General features: G+C 69.4%; 12 protein-coding genes and 1 pseudogene. 5 read left to right on the top strand and 8 right to left on the bottom strand.

Annotated features, from left to right (window positions below):
* The first annotated feature begins 20 nt into the window (after window positions 1–20).
* Window positions 21–857 carry an aldo/keto reductase gene (locus tag ACIREI_RS18200; protein WP_403333787.1) on the top strand — a complete coding sequence of 279 codons (837 nt, stop codon included), beginning with the start codon at window positions 21–23 and terminating at the stop codon, window positions 855–857.
* 83 nt (window positions 858–940) lie between these two features.
* Here ACIREI_RS18200 and ACIREI_RS18205 read toward each other — a convergent pair whose 3' ends face one another.
* Entirely contained in the window at window positions 941–1,552 is a 612-nt protein-coding gene (locus ACIREI_RS18205; protein ID WP_403333789.1) for a hypothetical protein, read from the bottom strand.
* Between the two features lie 137 nt (window positions 1,553–1,689).
* Here ACIREI_RS18205 and ACIREI_RS18210 point away from each other — a divergent pair, with 137 nt between their 5' ends.
* The gene (locus ACIREI_RS18210; protein WP_403333791.1) at window positions 1,690–2,385 is read left to right on the top strand and encodes a glycoside hydrolase family 75 protein; all 696 of its coding nucleotides are present in this window, start codon (window positions 1,690–1,692) and stop codon (window positions 2,383–2,385) included.
* A gap of 13 nt (window positions 2,386–2,398) precedes the next feature.
* Here the strand turns inward: ACIREI_RS18210 and ACIREI_RS18215 are convergent, their stop codons facing one another.
* Together ACIREI_RS18215 and ACIREI_RS18220 are read right to left on the bottom strand one after the other, a co-directional pair.
* Window positions 2,399–3,145 (bottom strand): SDR family oxidoreductase, encoded by a 747-nt coding sequence (locus ACIREI_RS18215; RefSeq protein ID WP_403333793.1) that lies wholly within the window; start codon window positions 3,143–3,145, stop codon window positions 2,399–2,401.
* A gap of 69 nt (window positions 3,146–3,214) precedes the next feature.
* Entirely contained in the window at window positions 3,215–4,117 is a 903-nt protein-coding gene (locus ACIREI_RS18220; RefSeq protein ID WP_403333795.1) for a class I SAM-dependent methyltransferase, read from the bottom strand.
* A gap of 151 nt (window positions 4,118–4,268) precedes the next feature.
* Here ACIREI_RS18220 and ACIREI_RS18225 point away from each other — a divergent pair, with 151 nt between their 5' ends.
* The gene (locus tag ACIREI_RS18225) at window positions 4,269–5,039 is read left to right on the top strand and encodes a phytanoyl-CoA dioxygenase family protein (protein WP_403333797.1); all 771 of its coding nucleotides are present in this window, start codon (window positions 4,269–4,271) and stop codon (window positions 5,037–5,039) included.
* A 122-nt stretch (window positions 5,040–5,161) separates the two neighbouring features.
* Here ACIREI_RS18225 and ACIREI_RS18230 read toward each other — a convergent pair whose 3' ends face one another.
* Window positions 5,162–6,880: a glycoside hydrolase family 6 protein gene (locus tag ACIREI_RS18230; RefSeq protein ID WP_403333798.1), complete on the bottom strand. Its 1,719-nt coding sequence runs from the start codon at window positions 6,878–6,880 to the stop codon at window positions 5,162–5,164.
* A gap of 37 nt (window positions 6,881–6,917) precedes the next feature.
* Window positions 6,918–8,026, bottom strand: a pseudogene (locus tag ACIREI_RS18235) (cellulose binding domain-containing protein).
* Between the two features lie 250 nt (window positions 8,027–8,276).
* On the opposite strand from ACIREI_RS18235, the gene ACIREI_RS18240 reads away from it, so the two are divergent.
* Both ACIREI_RS18240 and ACIREI_RS18245 read left to right on the top strand, forming a co-directional pair.
* On the top strand, window positions 8,277–11,192 hold the full coding sequence (locus ACIREI_RS18240; protein WP_403333800.1) for a glycoside hydrolase family 48 protein: 2,916 nt from the start codon (window positions 8,277–8,279) through the stop codon (window positions 11,190–11,192).
* A 280-nt stretch (window positions 11,193–11,472) separates the two neighbouring features.
* Window positions 11,473–14,139 (top strand): cellulose binding domain-containing protein, encoded by a 2,667-nt coding sequence (locus ACIREI_RS18245; protein ID WP_403333802.1) that lies wholly within the window; start codon window positions 11,473–11,475, stop codon window positions 14,137–14,139.
* 49 nt (window positions 14,140–14,188) lie between these two features.
* On the opposite strand, the gene ACIREI_RS18250 is transcribed toward ACIREI_RS18245, so the two are convergent.
* From ACIREI_RS18250 to ACIREI_RS18260, 3 genes are all read right to left on the bottom strand, one after another.
* Entirely contained in the window at window positions 14,189–14,791 is a 603-nt protein-coding gene (locus ACIREI_RS18250) for a DUF4352 domain-containing protein (RefSeq protein ID WP_403333804.1), read from the bottom strand.
* A 148-nt stretch (window positions 14,792–14,939) separates the two neighbouring features.
* Complete coding sequence (locus tag ACIREI_RS18255; protein WP_403333806.1) at window positions 14,940–16,814, bottom strand: rhamnogalacturonan lyase; 1,875 nt, start codon at window positions 16,812–16,814, stop codon at window positions 14,940–14,942.
* 40 nt (window positions 16,815–16,854) lie between these two features.
* Window positions 16,855–17,805 (bottom strand): helix-turn-helix transcriptional regulator, encoded by a 951-nt coding sequence (locus ACIREI_RS18260; protein WP_403333808.1) that lies wholly within the window; start codon window positions 17,803–17,805, stop codon window positions 16,855–16,857.
* Between the last annotated feature and the right edge of the window lie 35 nt (window positions 17,806–17,840).

Here is a 17,840-nt window from a genome sequence, read left to right on the forward strand (position 1 = left end):
ACCGTAAGGATCAAGAGCTCGTGAGCAGCAAGGTCCCCCAGATCACCCTCAACAACGGCGTCGAGATGCCCCAGCTGGGCTTCGGCGTCTGGCAGGTGCCGGACGACGAGGCGGAGCAGGCGGTCGGCATCGCGCTGGAGGCCGGGTACCGCAGCATCGACACAGCGGCGATCTACGGCAACGAGGAGGGCACCGGCAAGGCCATCGCCACCGCCGGCATCCCCCGCGAGGACATCTTCGTCACCACCAAGCTCTGGAACGCCGAGCAGGGATACGACTCCACGCTGCGCGCCTTCGACGTGTCGCTGGAGAAGCTCGGTCTGGACTACGTCGACCTGTACCTCATCCACTGGCCGCTGCCGGCCCGCGACACCTACGTCGACACCTACAAGGCCTTCGAGAAGCTCTACGCCGACGGCCGGGTCCGCGCGATCGGTGTGTCCAACTTCCTTCCGGAGCACCTGAAGCGGCTGATCGGCGAGACGTCGGTCGTCCCGGCGGTCAACCAGATCGAGCTGCACCCCCACCTGCAGCAGCCCGCCTCCCGTGAGTACCACGCCGAGCAGGGCATCGCCACCGAGGCCTGGTCGCCGCTCGGCCAGGGCAAGGGGCTGCTGGAGGTCCCGGCGATCGTCGCCATCGCGCAGAAGCACGGCCGGACGCCGGCCCAGGTGGTGCTGCGCTGGCACCTCCAGCTGGGCAATGTCGTGATCCCGAAGTCCGTGACGCCGTCGCGGATCAAGGAGAACATCGAGGTCTTCGACTTCAGCCTGGACGCCGAAGACCTCGCGGCGATCAGCGCGCTGAACGAGGACCGGCGGATCGGTCCGGACCCGGCGACGTTCGACGTGGCCTGACGCCCGCTTCGGTACGACCGTCCGCCCGCCGCTCAGCCCTATGAGCGGCGGGCGGACGCGTACGAGGACGGGGGCGGAGCGCCTCAGTCGCCGCGCACGTCGGTGAAGACGACCTCGAACTCCTCCAGCCCGGTCACGGCCACATGCGCCTTGGCCGCGCCTTCGTGCCGGGCCGCCGCCTGGCCCGCGCGGGACGCCGCCAGGGACGCCTGATCGACGAAGACCGCGCCGACCATTCCGCGCCCCCGCTCCCGGTCGACCATCAGTGACGCCCGGGCCAGCCCCGTGAGGGTCTCCAGCTTGGGCACCACCGTCGAGCGGAACGTGTCGGCGAGCAGGTCGGTGTCCATGGGGTCGAACTCCAGCCTGGTGAGCCGTAGTCCGCCGCCCGCCAGCGGCTGCCTGACCTGATGGAAGACCAACGCCTCGTAGTTGAAGACCGCCAGTGTCCCCGCGAACGGCTCCAGCATGGCCGCCCGCCGCTCGCGCAACACCTCGTCGCTGTTGCGCCGGTCCTCCTCCGACTCCCACCAGCTCGCCGCCAGCAGCTTCCCGAGCGCCCGGTCCACGAAGACACTTGCTCCGCGGTACCCGGGACGGTCCTCCAACAGGTCCCGTCCTTCTGTGTTCATCGCCCTGATCGCTGTGTCGATCTTCGCGGGATCGCCGGTCGTGTAGATGGCGCGTACGAACATGACACCTCCCGGAAATCCGGGCCCACATCCGAAATCTTCGGCATGTCCAGTCTTCTACTGGGGTCATGACGCCGCAATCAGCACAAGTCAGGAAAGTTTCCTAATAGACCTGTTTCCGGAAGAGAGGCCCTTCCCCAGTGCGCATCCGAACACTGCCCCTCGCCGCGGTTTCCGTCGCCGCGCTGCTCGCCGCCGGGCTGTTCCCCGCGAGCGCCTCCGGCGCGTCACGGCCGCCGTCCGTCCGGGAGGGCTCGGTCGGCGCGGCCGACCTGCTCGCGAAGGTCGCGTCCTGCTCGCAGATCTCCCACGGCAGGTACCGTACCGACGCGGGCGCCTCGGCCACCGTCCCCGTGTGCGGCAAGAACGGCGCCGTCTTCTGGACGGCCGACATGGACATCGACTGCGACGGGCAGCGCACCGACGAGTGCAATGAGGACACCGACCCCTGGTTCCAGCCCGACACCGCCTTCCACCAGTCCGACGGCCTGCCGCTGCGCTCCGAGACGCTGCCGTATGTCGTCGTCCCCAGGATCAGCGACATCTGGGACCACTCCGCGGCGGGCATCGAGGGCGGCAGCGTGGTCGCCGTCGTCCACGACGACCAGGTCCTCTACGCCGTCGTCGGCGACACCGGCCCTCAGGGGGTCATCGGCGAGGCCTCCTACGCCGCCGCCGAGGCGCTCGACATCGACCCCGACCCGGCGACCGGCGGCGCCGCCTCCGGCGTGACGTACATCCTCTTCGCGAACTCCCGCGTCACGCCCATCGAGAGCCACGACGCGGCGGCCTCGCTGGGCGAGCGGCTGGCGCAGCAGTTCATCCGGGACAACTGAACGCGCCCGTACGTCAGTTGGGCTGCCCGAGCGGCCGTACGACGACGGTGTTGACGTCCACGCCGTCGGGCTGCCGGATGGCCCACACCACCGAGTCGGCGATCTGGTCGGCGGTCAGCAGATGCCCCGGCGGCAGGCTGCCGTAGCTGTCCCAGAACGGTGTCTCGACGCGTCCGGGCGCGATGTGGGTCACGCCGACACCCCAGTCGGTCACCTGCCGCCGGGTGTTCTCGGCGAGCCCGGTCACCGCCCACTTCGTCGCCCCGTAGAGGTTGCCGGGACCGGGCACGAACCCGGCGACGCTTCCGACCAGGACGATCCTGCCGCGGGTCTCCTTGAGGGCGTCGATGGAGGCGCGGATGAGCAGGGCCGGGCCCAGGACGTTGGTCAGCACCATCTCGGTCCAGCCGGACGGGTCACCCTCGGCGACCGAGTCGTGGGTGGCGAAACCGGCGTTGGCGACGACCGCGTCGAGTCGGCCGAAGGCCTTGAGTACCGTGTCGACGGCCGCCTGCACATCGCCGTACTCGGCCGCGTTCCCGACGATCGTCAACAGACCGTCGGGAGCCCCGAGTTCCTCGGCGAAGCCCCGCAGCCGCGCCTCACCGCGGCCGGTGACGGCGACCCGGTACCCGGCGTCCAGCAGTTGCCGCGCGACCGCGGCGCCGATGCCGCTGCCACCGCCGGTGATGAGTGCGACCGGAGAGTCGGTCGCGGTCGATCCGGTCAGGGCTGAGCTGGTCATGGTCGATCCGGTCATGGTGATCCCCCTGCGTTTTCGTTCGGACGCCGGGGATTCCATCACTTGGAGAGTTCTCGAAGTCAAGGCTCACTTCGTCCGTACCGCCGTGTACACCGTCTGCGCGGCCAGGACGAACACGTCCGGCCGGTGGTGCACGCTCGCCTTGTCGTCCGGGTCGAGGAGCCGGTCGAGGGTCGCGCGGTCGTCGGCGTCGAGGTGGTCGCCGAGGCCCTCGCGGGTGCGGGTCAGGGAGGCGACGACGTAGGCGCGGGCCCGGTCCGTGGTCGGGGCGGGCAGGTCGAGGAGGAAGGTGCGGGTTCCGGTGGGCCTGAGTCCGGCGGAGGCGAGCAGCGCCGGCCAGTCCTCGGTCTCGGCGACGGAGCCGGGCAGGTCCGCGCGCATCGCGGCGAACCGCTCCTCCTCCAGCGCGTCGAGGCGCGCCTGCAGTCCGGGCCGTCCGAAGCCGAGGTCGCGCGGCAGGAACCGGGCCGGCAGGCCGCCCTCCTGGAGGGCCAGGGTGCCGCCGGGCGTGAGGCGGGCGGCGAACGCGGCGAGGGCGGCGCGCTGGTCACCGAGGTGGTGCAGGCTGCGGCCGGCCCAGAGCAGATCGGCCGGGTAGTCCAAGTCGTCGAGGATGCCGGGGAGTTCACCGGCGAGGGTGCCGAAGCGGTCGGCGACGCCAAGTCGCTCCGCCCGCGTCCGGGCCCGTTCGAGGAGCGGCGCGGATCCGTCGACGGCGACGATCCGGGCGCCGGGGAAGGTGTCGGCGAGCAGACAGGCGATCACGCCCGGTCCGCTGCCCACGTCCACGATCAGCCCGGGCTCGGTCTGCCGCTTGGCCAGCCAGGCCATGGCGTGCTCGTACAGGGGCGTGAACAGCTCCGCCTGCGCCTCCAGCAGCGGGGCCATCTCGTTCCAGTCGATGTCGGTGTGGTCGTGGTGAGAGTGATGGTGACCGGCCTGGTGGTCTCCGTGATGGTGGTGCGCCATGCTCGTCAGCCTCTCCTTCGGATGGGGCCAGCGTGCGCCGACGCACCGTCGTGAGGCCACTGTCGTTGCCGCAACGGCAAAAATAGGACGGCAGAAATACGGCGGTGAAAATGGGATGCGGCCCGCACGACCGATCACCCACGATGGCCCGATGGACGACGAGATGGTGAAGCGCTTCCTCGAGGACGGGTTCGTGAAGATCGAGGGCGCTTTTCCGCCCCGCGTCGCCGAGCACTGCGCGCGGCTGCTGTGGCGGGAGACGGGGTGCGACCCGGAGGACCCGGGCACCTGGCAGGCCCCCGTGCACTGGGTTCACGACATGGCACAGGGCCCCTTCGCGGCCGCCGTGAACACCCACGTCCTGCACGAGGCCTTCGATGTGCTGGTGGGTGAGGGCCGCTGGCAGTCGCGGTACTCGCTGGGCAGTTTCCCGCTGCGGTTCCCGCACGAGGAGGAACCGGACGACGCGGGCTGGCACATCGAGGCCAGCTATGTGCCCGAAGGCGCCGAGCACCCACATACGAACGTGCGCTCGAAGGACCGCGCACTGCTCATGCTGTTCCTGTTCAGCGAGGTCACCGAGGACGACGCCCCGACCCGCATCCGGGTCGGCTCCCATCTCGACGTACCGCCGGTCCTGGAACCGTACGGCGAGGCCGGCGCCTCCTTCCTGGAGCTCGGCCCGAAGGTCGCCGAGGCCTCCGCGCACCGCCCGCTCGCCCACGCCACCGGCGTCCCCGGCGACGTCTACCTGTGCCACCCCTTCCTGGTCCACGCCGCCCAGCCCCACCACGGCACGCGACCTCGCTTCATGGCGCAGCCGCCGCTGCACCCGGCGGTGCCGCTGGAGCTGGAGCGGCCTGACGGTGACTACTCGGCGGTGGAATTCGCGATCCGCCGGGGCCTGGCCCAGGAGAACTGACCAGCCCCGGCGGCTCCCGCGCCCCGTCAGGGGCGCGGGACTGTTTCAATTTGCGGCTCCGCCGCTCGGGCGCGATCAACCACAACGGATCCGCAGTCGAACACAGCGTTACGAGCGAGCCGTCACAGCGCCGGGTACGCGTTCTGCATCAACTGCTGGAACTGCGCCGAGAACCAGTGCCCCGACAGCGGGGAGTTCGGCAGGGCGCCGGACATGTTGTTGCCGTTGCGCGGGTTGCCCGTGTAGGTCGGGTCGCACATCCGGTCGAAGCCCTTGCCCTCGTTGTTCGGGATGGCCGTGCTGGAGCCGTCGGACTCGCCCGGCGGCTTCATCCAGACGTACGCGTCGATCCCGGCCGCCGGGTTGGCCTGCGGGCGCTCGCCGAGGCCGGCGCCGGACTGGTTGCACCAGTTCCCGATGTGGATGCGGCGGTCGTAGCGGCCGCCGTTGACGTACGTGTCGACGTCCGTCATCGCGCCCGGACCGGCAGGCCGGGCGGAGCCGCCCCAGCCGTTCCTCGACGTGTCGATCAGCATGCCGATGCCGGAGTTGAAGCCGGTCGTGACCAACTGGTTGCGGAAGGCCTGCGCGAAGGACAGCTCGTCGGTGTACCGGTTCCAGTCGACCCACTTGGACTCGCGGACCGACTTGCCGGCCACGGAGTCGTTGATGGTGAAGTTGTTCTCCTTCAGGGCGCTGTAGTTGGCCGTGTTGGTGATGAAGCCGTGCACGTCGTTGACGGTGGCGCCCTCGGAGGTGGCGGCCTCCTTCATCACGGTGGCGCTGGCGGCGAAGTTGTCGTCCCAGCCGATCCAGCCGTGGTGGCCGGCGTCGATGTAGTTGTAGACGTTGGGCGCGTCACCGAGCTTGTTGAGGGCGTAGCCGACGCCCTTCTGGTAGTTGCCGTTGGCCTTCATCACGTCGCACTGCGGGGTGGCCGTGGGACGGCTGCCGGTGTTGGTGACCAGGTTGGGCAGCGAGTCGATCTCGATGGTGGTGACGATCCGCAGCGAGGCGTACTTCGGGTCGGCGAGGATGGCGGCGATGGGGTCGATGTACTCGGTCTTGTAGCGGCCGAGCTCCGTCGGGCCGAGCTCGCCGTTGGAGGCGAGGGCGGCGCAGTCGCGGCCCGGCAGGTTGTAGATCACCAGCTGGACGACGAGTTCGTCCGAGCCCTTCTGGGTGAGGGCCTCGTCGAGGTGGTCGCGCAGACCCATGCCGCCGTTCACGCCGTTGATGGCGGCGATACGGTCCAGCCAGACGCCGGTGGGCTGGGTGGCGATCCGGCCGCCACCCGGCTCGGCCGCGGCCTTGGCGGACCACTCGGGGTTCACGTACACCTTGGCGCCGGAGTACGGGTTGTCGACCTTCGGGCCGGTGGGGTCGGGGTCGGTCGGGTCCGTGGGACCGCCGCCGCCGTCGTCGACGTTGCAGGTCACGCCGTCGAGGGTGAAGGTGGCCGGAATGGCGTTGGTGCCGCTGTAGGTGCCCTGGAAGCCGAAGCTGACCGAACCGCCCGTCGACAGGGTGCCGTTGTAGGTCTCGTTGGTGGCGGTGACGGCTGCGCCGCTCTGGCTGATCTTGGCGTTCCAGCCGTTGGTGACCTTCTGGTTTCCGGCGTACGACCACTTCACCGACCAGTTGGACTTGGCGGCGCCGCTGTTGGTGACGGTCACGGCGGCGGTGAAGCCGGTGTCCCACTGGTTCTGCACCTTGTAGTCGACGGTGCAGGGGACGGCGGCCGTGCCGACGTCCGCGGGGACGGCCGCGGCGAGCGCGGTCCCCGCGGACCCGGCGACCAGCGCCAGGGCGGCGAGCATCGCTGTTCTGGTACGACTCATGAGTGCGGGTTCCTTCTCCGTGAGGGGGTGAGAGGGGTTATCCGTCGAGGGCGCGCAGGTGATCACGCAGCCCCGTGCCGTACGACGTGGGAGTTCCGTCGTAACTGGAGATCAGGGCGGGCCCGGAGCTGCAGTTCCAGGTGTTCCAGGTCCAGCCCAGGTAGGACAGGCCGCGGTCGTCGAACCACTTCATGACCTGGTCGCCGGCGACCTCGTACCCGATGCCGGGACAGGTGCCGCCGTCCCGCCGGCACTGCCACGCCTGGGTGGTCGTGGAGGTCGCGCGGTCCGGGTAGGGCTCGTTGAACAGGTCGAAGACGACGGTGGGGTCGTCCTTGAAGGTGCCGGCCGACGCCCAGAACGCGGGCGTGTACTGCATGTTGGGCATCGGCTTCTGGCAGCCGGCGTGCACGTCGGAGCAGCCCGCCGAATTGCCGGTGTACTGGCCCAGGACCAGTGGAGTTCGAGCATCGGCGTCATGCCGTGCGCCTTCACCCGGGCCACCAGGTCCTTGACGGCGTCCATGTAGTTCGCGCCGCCGTACTCGGGGTTGATGTTGGACAGACCCAGCCAGCACTCCTCGTTCAGCGGAATGCGGACGGTGTTGGCGTTCCAGTCGGCGATCGCCTTGATGGCGGCGTCGTCGACCGGACCGTCCCAGATGCCGTGGCCCTGGACGCACATGAACTCGCCGCCGGAACGATTGACGCCGAGCAGACGACGGGTGGTGCCGTCGGCGTCCACGAGCTTGTTCCCGGAGACGTGCAGGGCCGGCACCGTGCCGTCACCGGGGCCCGTCGGATCGGCCGGCGACGGTTCGGCGGCGACATTGCAGCTGGTGCCGTTGAGCTTGAACGCCGTCGGTACGGCATTGCTCCCCGACCAGGAGGCGATGAACCCGGCGCTGACGCTCGCGCCGGTCCCGAGCGCGCCGTTCCAGCTCTCGTTGGCAGCGGTCACCGTCGTACCGGACTGGGACCACTTGGCGTTCCAGCCCTGGGTGACCTTCTGGCCGCCCGCGAAGTCGAACGTCACATCCCGACCAACCCCCGGACTCCCAGCAGAAAAGCGGGTCGGCAGGGGCAGTCGGCGCGGACGTCGCGAGGCGAACCTGAGTAAAGGTACTGAACGCGGGGGGTGTCGCATGAGCGACTCCTTGCAGATCAGCGCGTCGTGACGGACGCGTCGACTGATGGAATCGCTCCCACTGGTGTCAATGAAGCTAGCGCCAAGTGACGGTAAAGGACAGAGGGGTTGCTGACTTTCCCTCAACTAAATCCGTCGAATCTTTTCGACTCTTCAAGCACCTTGACCCCTTGCACCCCCGTCCCCACTATGGGAGCGCTCCCACTGGTTCAAGCCTTGACTTCTCCGAGCAACAAGGAGGAACCAGCACGTGCATCCCCCACGCAGACGCAGAGCCGTACGACGGTTGTGGACAGCCGTCGTCGCGGCCCTGGCGCTTCCCTTGACGATGCTGAGCACGGGTTCGACACCCGCTCAGGCGACGGCAGTTCAGTGCAGTGTCGACTACAAGACCAATGACTGGGGCTCCGGCTTCACCGCGGAGCTGACGATCACCAACCGCGGTACGGACGTCATCGACGGCTGGACCCTGACGTACGGCTACGCGGGCAACCAGAAGCTCAGCAACGGCTGGAACGGCACCTGGTCCCAGTCCGGCCAGTCGATCACAGTGAAGGACGCCGGCTACAACGGCAGGATCGCCGCCGGAGCCGCCGTCACCACCGGCGCGCAGTTCACCTACAGCGGCGCCAACGCTGCTCCGACGAACTTCGCGATCAACGGCACGAGTTGCACCGGCGCCCACCAACCCCCCATCACCGTGCTGACCAGCCCGGCGGCGGGCGCCGTCTACACGCAGGGCGGCGCCGTCCCGCTCGCGGCCACCGCCGCGGCCGCGGACAACGCGACCATCAGCAAGGTCGAGTTCTACGACAACACCACGCTGCTGGGCACGGACACGACGGCGCCGTACTCGCTCTCGGTCTCAAGCTTGACCGTGGGCAGTCATTCGCTCCTCGCGAAGGCGTACGACAGCCTGGGCGCGTCCGCCGAGTCGACGCCGGTCGGCATCACGGTCGCCTCGGGTCCGGCCGTGGTGGCCTCGCAGACCCAACTCCCGGTCCAGCAGGGCAAGTCGGCCTCGTACGACGTCAAGCTGTCCACGCAGCCGTCGTCCAACGTGACCGTCACGACCGCCCGCGCGAGCGGCAACTCGGGCCTGTCGGTGACCGGCGGCGCCTCGCTCACCTTCACTCCGTCGAACTGGAACACCGCGCAACAGGTGACCATCACCGCCGACAGCTCCGGCACCGGCGCGGCGACCTTCGAGTCGACGGCCAACGGGCACGCGAAGGCGTCGGTCACGGTGACCCAGATCGCGGCGACGAAGGCGTACGACGCCCGTTTCCTGGAGCTCTACGGGAAGATCACCAACCCGGCGAACGGCTACTTCTCGCCCGAGGGCATCCCCTACCACTCGGTCGAGACGCTGATCGTCGAGGCACCGGACCACGGTCACGAGACGACCTCCGAGGCCTACAGCTACCTTCTCTGGCTGCAGGCGATGTACGGCAAGGTCACGGGCGACTGGACCAAGTTCAACGGCGCCTGGGAGATCATGGAGAAGTACATGATCCCGACGCACGCCGACCAGCCGACCAACTCCTTCTACAACGCCTCGAAGCCGGCGACGTACGCGCCCGAGCTGGACACACCCAACGAGTACCCGGCGAAGCTCGACGCGTCGGTCTCGGTCGGCTCGGATCCGATCGCGGGTGAGCTGAAGAGCGCGTACGGCACGGACGACGTCTATGGCATGCACTGGCTGCAGGACGTCGACAACGTCTACGGCTACGGCAACTCGCCCGGCAAGTGCGAGGCGGGGCCGACGGACACCGGGCCGTCGTACATCAACACCTTCCAGCGCGGCGCGCAGGAGTCGGTGTGGGAGACGGTGCCGCAGCCGACCTGCGACGCCTTCAAGTACGGCGGAACCAACGGCTACCTGGACCTGTTCACCGGTGACGCCTCCTACGCCAAGCAGTGGAAGTTCACCAACGCCCCCGACGCCGACGCACGTGCGGTGCAGGCCGCGTACTGGGCCGACAAGTGGGCCGACGAGCAGGGCAAGGGCGGTCAGATCTCCGCGACCGTGGCCAAGGCCGCGAAGATGGGCGACTACCTGCGCTACGCGATGTACGACAAGTACTTCAAGAAGGTCGGCAACTGTGTCGGCGCCTCGTCCTGCCCGGCGGGCACGGGCAAGGACGCCTCGCACTACCTGATGTCCTGGTACTACGCCTGGGGCGGTGCCACCGACACCTCGGCGGGCTGGGCCTGGCGCATCGGTTCCAGCCACGCGCACGGCGGCTACCAGAACCCGATGGCCGCGTACGCCCTGTCCAACTACGCCGACCTGAAGCCCAAGTCGGCGACGGGACAGGCGGACTGGGCCAAGTCCCTAGAGCGGCAGGTCGAGTTCTATCGCTGGCTGCAGTCCAGCGAGGGCGCGATCGCGGGCGGTGCGACCAACAGCTGGGCGGGCCGGTACGCGACGCCACCGGCCGGGAAGTCCACGTTCTACGGCATGTACTACGACCAGCAGCCCGTCTACCACGACCCGCCGTCCAACCAGTGGTTCGGCTTCCAGGCGTGGTCGATGGAGCGGGTGGCCGAGTACTACCAGCAGACGGGGAACGCGGCCGCGAAGACCGTCCTCGACAAGTGGGTCGACTGGGCGCTGTCCGAGACGACCGTCAACCCGGACGGCACCTTCCGGTTCCCGTCCACGCTCCAGTGGTCGGGCCAGCCCGACACCTGGAACCCGTCAAGTCCGGGCGCCAACAACGGACTTCACGTCACCGTCGCCGACTACACCAACGACGTCGGGGTGGCGGCCGCGTACGCCAAGACCCTGACGTACTACGCCGACCGCTCCGGTGACACCGAGGCCGCGACGACGGCGAAGGCGTTGCTGGACGGCATGTGGGACAACTACCAGGACGACCTCGGTATCGCCGTCCCGGAGACCCGCGCCGACTACAACCGCTTCGACGACGGGGTCTACGTCCCGAGCGGCTGGACCGGCACCATGCCGAACGGTGACGCGATCAACGCGTCGTCGACCTTCGACTCCATCCGCTCGTTCTACGAGGACGATCCGGCCTGGTCGAAGATCGAGGCGTATCTCGCGGGCGGTGCGGCGCCGTCGTTCACGTATCACCGGTTCTGGGCCCAGGCGGACATCGCCTTGGCCATGGGTTCGTACGCGGAGCTTCTCGAATAGTCCCCGCCAGGCGCTCCGCGGGTTGGGCCGTGTTTCGACTGCGGGTCCGTTGTGGCTGGTCGCGCAGTTCCCCGCGCCCCTGAAAGCAGGGCGTGGCAGGTCACGGTGTTTCCTCGGAACCGCTTGAAGGCTCCTCGTACGTGGTCTCGTCACCTGACGGCGAGGCCGAACTGCCGGGCGCCCCCCTCCCGCACTGGGGGTCGCCCGGCAACTCTCGCGAGCGGTGGAAAGCGCTTGCCATCGCTGGTCTCCTCTCCCCCCACCCCGGAAAGGACCCCTCGTGCGAAGAACCCGCATCCTCACCGCCGCGCTGGCCCTCGCGGCCGGGCTGCTCGCGGGCGCCCCGCCCGCGCTGGCCGCCGACGCCGCGAAGGACGTGTCGATCAGCGCCGACAGCTACACCTGGAAGAACGCCCGCATCGACGGCGGCGGTTTCGTCCCCGGCATCGTCTTCAACCGCAAGGAGAAGAACCTCGCCTACGCCCGTACCGACATCGGCGGCGCCTATCGCTGGCAGGAGTCGACGAAGACCTGGACGCCGCTGCTGGACTCGGTCGGCTGGGACGACTGGGGGCACACGGGTGTGGTGAGCCTGGCGTCCGACTCGGCCGATCCGGACAAGGTGTACGCGGCGGTCGGGACGTACACCAACAGCTGGGACCCGAAGAACGGCGCGGTCATGCGCTCCGCCGACCGCGGCGCCAGCTGGCAGAAGACCGACCTGCCGTTCAAGCTGGGCGGCAACATGCCGGGCCGCGGCATGGGTGAGCGGCTGGCGGTCGACCCGAACAAGAACAGCGTGCTGTACCTGGGCGCGCCCAGCGGCAAGGGGCTGTGGCGCTCGACCGACTCCGGGGTGAGCTGGTCGCAGGTGGGGAACTTCCCCAACGTCGGCAACTACGTGCAGGACCCGAGTGACACCAGCGGGTACTCCAGCGACAACCAGGGGATCGTCTGGGTCACCTTCGACGAGTCCACGGGGACGTCGGGGAACGCGACCAGAACCATTTACGTCGGGGTCGCCGACAAGGACAACGCCGTGTACCGGTCGACCGACGCGGGCGCCACCTGGTCGAGGGTCGCCGGGCAGCCGACGGGATACCTGGCGCACAAGGGTGTACTGGATACCGTCAATGGTTATCTGTACCTCGCCTACAGCGACAAGGGCGGCCCGTACGACGGCGGCAAGGGCCGGCTGTGGCGGTACGCGACGGCGACCGGCACCTGGACGGACATCAGCCCGGTCGCCGAGGCCGACACCTACTACGGCTTCGCCGGCCTGACCGTCGACCGCCAGAAGCCGGGAACGGTGATGGCGACGGCGTACAGCTCCTGGTGGCCAGACACGCAGATCTTCCGCTCGACGGACAGCGGCGGCACCTGGTCGAAGGCGTGGGACTACACGTCGTATCCCAACCGGACCAACCGCTACACGATGGACGTCTCGTCGTCGCCGTGGCTGACCTGGGGCGCGAACCCGTCGCCGCCCGAACAGACGCCGAAGCTGGGGTGGATGACCGAGGCGCTGGAGATCGACCCGTTCGACTCGAACCGGATGATGTACGGGACGGGCGCGACGATCTACGGCACCGAGGACCTGACGAAGTGGGACAGCGGAAGCCAGTTCACCATCAGGCCGATGGTGCAGGGCCTGGAGGAGACGGCCGTCAACGACCTGGCCTCTCCCCCGTCGGGCGCCCCGCTCCTGAGCGCCCTCGGTGACATCGGCGGCTTCCGGCACACGGACCTCACCAAGGTGCCGTCGATGATGTTCACGCAGCCGAACTTCACCTCGACCACCAGCCTGGACTTCGCCGAGTCGAACCCGAACACTCTCGTGCGGGTCGGCGACCTGGACTCGGGGCCGCACATCGCGTTCTCGACGGACAACGGCGCCAACTGGTTCGCGGGGACCGATCCTTCGGGCGTCAGCGGCGGCGGCACGGTCGCGGCGGCGGCGGACGGCAGCCGGTTCGTGTGGAGCCCGGCCGGTACGGGCGTGCAGTACGCGACGGGCTTCGGCAACTCCTGGGCGGCCTCCAGCGGCATTCCGGCGGGGGCGGTCGTCGAGTCCGACCGGGTCGACCCGAAGGTCTTCTACGGCTTCAAGTCCGGGAAGTTCTACGTCAGTACGGACGGCGGCGCCACCTTCACCGCGTCCTCGGCGACGGGGTTGCCGAGCGGGGACAGCGTCCGCTTCAAGGCGCTGCCCGGGGTGAAGGGGGACGTGTGGCTGGCGGGGGGTGCGACGGATGGGGCGTACGGGCTGTGGCACTCGACCGACGGCGGCGCGACCTTCACGAAGCTCTCGAACGTCGAGCAGGCCGACACGATCGGCTTCGGCAAGGCGGCGACGGGGGCGTCGTACCAGACGCTGTACACCAGCGCGAAGATCGGCGGCGTACGCGGCATCTTCCGGTCGACGGACAAGGGCGCGACCTGGACCCGGATCAACGACGACGCCCACCAGTGGGGTTGGACGGGGGCGGCGATCACGGGTGATCCGCGCGTGTACGGCCGCGTGTACGTCTCGACGAACGGCCGGGGCGTCATCTACGGCGACACCTCCGACGCGGGTGGCGGAGACGGCGGCGGTGGCGGAACCGACCCCACCCCGACACCGACCGGCGCCTGCGCGGTGACGTACAAGGTCACCAACCAGTGGTCGGGCGGTTTCCAGGCGGACGTACAGCTGTCCAACACCGGTTCAAGTGCCTGGAGCGGCTGGTCCCTCGGCTGGTCCTTCGCGGACGGTCAGAAGATCACGCAGCTGTGGAACGCCGAGCACACCCAGTCGGGCTCGGCGGTGACCGCGAAGAACGTCGACTGGAACGGCAACGTGGCGGCGGGTGCCTCCGTGAGCTTCGGGTTCACGGGAAGCTGGTCTGGGGCGAACGCGAAACCGACCGCGTTCAAGCTGGGCGACCAGACCTGCACGGTGAGTTGAGCGAGCCCGAGGGCGCGGGCCGGCGACGGCCCGCGCCCTCGGTGCCGTCCTACAGCGTCCACTCCCCGATCTGCTCGGCGAAGCCCGAGTCCATCCCCCACGTGACCGTGGCCGCCTTCGACGCCTTCGGCACCTCGAACACGACCCAGCCGAGCGCCTTGGCGCCGGGCTTCAGCCGGACGTCCGACGACATCGACGGCCCGGCCGTGATGTCGGCGAGGACGGTCCCGAACTGCTGGCCCTTGTCGTCGGTCATCTTCGCCCCGTTCACGGGAGCGTCGGAGTAGACCGTGGTCCCGGTGTTGACGAGCTGGAACTGCACGCCGATCCACCGGTTGCCGGACTCGGGGGCGAAGAACTCGTCGCTGGACTTGGCGTTGTCCACGACCTTGACGACGGTGGCATCGACTCCGCTGCCGTCCTCCATGCCCTTGAGGGCGAGCGTGTCGCCGACCTTGGCGACGCCGGGCGCGGCGCTGCTCTTCTCGGCGGCGGGCTCCTTGTCGTTGCCGCTGCCGCTGTCGGCCTTGGCGGAGGCCTTCGCCTTCGGCTTGTCGACGACCTCGTCGCCGGAGCCGGAACCACAGGCGGTCAGGCCGAGTACGGCGACGGCCGCGGTGGCGGCGAGACGTATGCGGGTGTGGTGGAACATGTTCTCCCCAGGTTTTCGGTGGTACGCGTGTGAATGACCTGTGAAGAACCCGCATGGTTGCACGGGACATCGAAAAAACCCGGACCCGAGAAGCAACCTGGCAGCCCGTCACTACGTCCGGGCTGCCAGGTGGGGCGACTTGGTCCGCTCAGGGTGTGTACACCGTCGGCCGGGGGGCCGTCGGCATGCCGTTGCCGATGAAGAAGCTCGGGTGCGGGGGCTGGTTATAGGCGGTGTTCTGCCAGGCCAGGGCCGTGCGGTACATCGGGTCGTGGAGCAGGGTCGTGATCTTCGTGCTCGTCTCGTACGGCGTCGAGTAGATCCTGAGCGCCGTGTTGCCGCTGGTGCGCCAGATGACCTCCTCGCGCCAGTCGCCGAGGATGTCGCCGGACAGGACGGGCGTGGCCTTCGTGCCGTTGTTGGACGAGACACCGGAGCCGGTCAGCAGACGGGTGTCGGACGCGGTGCCGTACTTGTCGATGCGGGTGCCGTCGAGGAGTTCGCGGACGGGGTCGCCGTCCCACCAGGACAGGAAGTTGATGCTGGACGGCTCCCGGCCGAGGGAGCCGCCGGACGCCGAGCGCAGGGTGGTGTCCGAGGCGGACCAGGCCTCGGCGCCCGCGCTGCCGGCGTAGATGTCGCCGGCGACGCCGCGTCCGTTGTCGGCGCCCGAGGCGGTCTGCCACAGGATCGAGCCGGTGCGCGCGTCGGCCATCCAGGAGCCGGGCTTGCTGGAGTCCTCCGAGACCTTGAAGTACTCCAGCCCCGCGCGGGACGGGTTGAGGTCCCCGACGTGGCCCGCGTCGCCGTGGCCCAGCTTCGTGGTCCACAGCCCCCAGCCGTTGTCGTCCACGGTCATGGCGCCGTACACGATCTCGTCCTTGCCGTCGGCGTCGACGTCCGCGACGGACAGGCTGTGGTTGCCCTGACCGTCGTAGCCCTGACCGGCGTTGGTGGAGGAGTTGGTGTCGAAGGTCCAGCGGCGGGTGAAGGTGCCGCCTCGCCAGTCCCAGGCGGCGATGACCGTGCGGGTGTAGTAGCCGCGGGCCATGATGAGGGAGGGGCGGGCGCCGTCCAAGTAGGCGGTTCCGGCGAGGAACCGGTCGACCCGGTTGCCGTACGAGTCGCCCCACGAGGACACCGTGCCCCGGGCCGGCACGTAGTCGACCGTCCCCATCGCCCTGCCGGTCTGCCCGTTGAACATGGTCAGGTACTCGGGTCCGGAGAGGATGTACCCACTCGAATTGCGGTGGTCGGCGGACGAACTGCCGATCACCGCGCCGGTGCCGTCCCGCGTACCGTCGGCCGTCTTCATGGCGACCTCGGCCTTGCGGTCGCCGTCGTAGTCGTACACCTGGAACTGCGTGTAGTGGGCGCCGGAGCGGATGTTGCGGCCCAGGTCGATGCGCCACAGCCGGGTGCCGTCGAGTTTGATGCCGTCGACGAAGGTGTTGCCGGTGTAGCCGGACTGGGAGTTGTCCTTGGCGTTGGTGGGCTGCCACTTCAGGACGATGTCGAGGGCGCCGTCGCCGTCGAGGTCGCCGACGGAGGCATCGTTGGCCTCGTAGGTGTACGCCACTCCATCTGGGGTCGTACCGCCGGCGGGCGGGCTGATCGGGACGTCCTTGTAGCCCGGGCGGAACTGGATGGCGTGCACGGAGTCGCCCTGCTCCACGCCGCCCACGATCGCGCGGACCGTGTAGTCGGCCTGCTCGGGGGCGCCGGAGTGGAAGTAGTTCGTGGAGCCGGTGATGGGGGTCGCGTTGACCTTCGTGCCGGCCCGGTAGACGTTGAAGGAGACGTCGTTCGGGTCGGTGCCGAGCCAGCGCCAGCTGACCAGGTTGCCGCCGGCCGTGTGGACGCTGACCACGCCCCGGTCGAGGGCCTCGACCTGGCGGGCGGTGGCGGCCTCGGCCGTGCCGGCGCCGTTCAGCGTGGTGATTCCGGCGGCGACCAGGGCGGTGGTGGCGACGGTCGCGTAGAGGGCGGCCCGGCGTCTACGGTGCTTGCGCGGGTGCTGCACGTGACGTACCTCCTCGGGAGGACGGACGGGTTCCGTTCCCTCAGTCGCCGCTGTGCGCCCCGGAGTTGCCGTACCTTTCGGCCAGTTCGGCCACCGTTCGGGCCATCTTCGCGCGCAGCTCCGGCGGTTCGAGCACCTCCACGCCGGCGCCCAGACGCAGGAACTCGGCGTGGGCGTGGTCGACAGACTCGATGGGGACGGTGACCCGGGTCCAGCCGTCCGCCTCCGTACGGTGGTCGACCGCGCGGTCGAGGATCACGCCGGGCGCCAGCCGGACCACCGCCTCGCCGGGGCGGAGCCGGTCGTGGAAGTCGCGCTGGTAGGCCGACCAGTGGGCGGCCAGGTGGAAGTCGTCGGGGCGGGTGAACTCCTCGCCCGTGCCGTCGAGTCGGAGGATCTGGTCGACGCGGTAAGTGCGGGGTCCGGGTCCCGCGACGACGTACCAGCGCCCCGCCTTGAGGACCAGTCCGTACGGCTCCAGGCGACGCTCCACATCCGTGGGTTCACGCCAGCGGCGGTACAGGACGTGCAGGACGCGACTGTTCCAGACGGCGTCGGCCACCGCGGGGAGGAACGGCGTCTCGTCGGCGTCGGCGTACCAGCCGGGTGCGTCGAGGTGGAAGCGGCCGCTGATCCGGTCGGCGTGGGGGCGCAGTTCCTGCGGCAGGGCGGCGCGGACCTTGAGCTGGGCGGCGGCCAGGACGGAGCCGAGGCCCAGCTGGGCGGCGGGGCCTGGGGCGCCGGCGAGGAAGAGGGCCTCGGCCTCGTCGGCGGTGAGTCCGGTGAGGCGGGTGCGGTAGCCGTCGACGAGGCGGTAGCCGCCGGCGTGGCCCGCGTCGCCGTACAGCGGGACGCCGGCGGCGCTCAGCGCCTCGACGTCCCGGTAGACCGTGCGGATCGACACCTCCAGCTCGTCGGCGAGTTGGGCGGCGGTCATCCGTCCCCGGGTCTGGAGGAGGAGCAGGATCGAGACCAGTCGGCTGGACTTCACTGCCACAGGATGTCAGTGAAGCGGTCCTAGCGTCC

This window comes from Streptomyces sp. NPDC093591 (assembly GCF_044764885.1).
GTDB lineage: Bacteria > Actinomycetota > Actinomycetes > Streptomycetales > Streptomycetaceae > Streptomyces.

Bases quoted from the DNA above. Each gene is read 5' to 3' on its own strand.
- ACIREI_RS18230 (WP_403333798.1), bottom strand. From the start codon at position 6,880: ATGAGTCGTACCAGAACAGCGATGCTCGCCGCCCTGGCGCTGGTCGCC.
- ACIREI_RS18220 (WP_403333795.1), bottom strand. From the start codon at position 4,117: ATGGCGCACCACCATCACGGAGACCACCAGGCCGGTCACCATCACTCT.
- ACIREI_RS18215 (WP_403333793.1), bottom strand. From the start codon at position 3,145: ATGACCGGATCGACCATGACCAGCTCAGCCCTGACCGGATCGACCGCG.
- ACIREI_RS18205 (WP_403333789.1), bottom strand. From the start codon at position 1,552: ATGTTCGTACGCGCCATCTACACGACCGGCGATCCCGCGAAGATCGAC.
- ACIREI_RS18250 (WP_403333804.1), bottom strand. From the start codon at position 14,791: ATGTTCCACCACACCCGCATACGTCTCGCCGCCACCGCGGCCGTCGCC.
- ACIREI_RS18225 (WP_403333797.1), top strand. From the start codon at position 4,269: ATGGACGACGAGATGGTGAAGCGCTTCCTCGAGGACGGGTTCGTGAAG.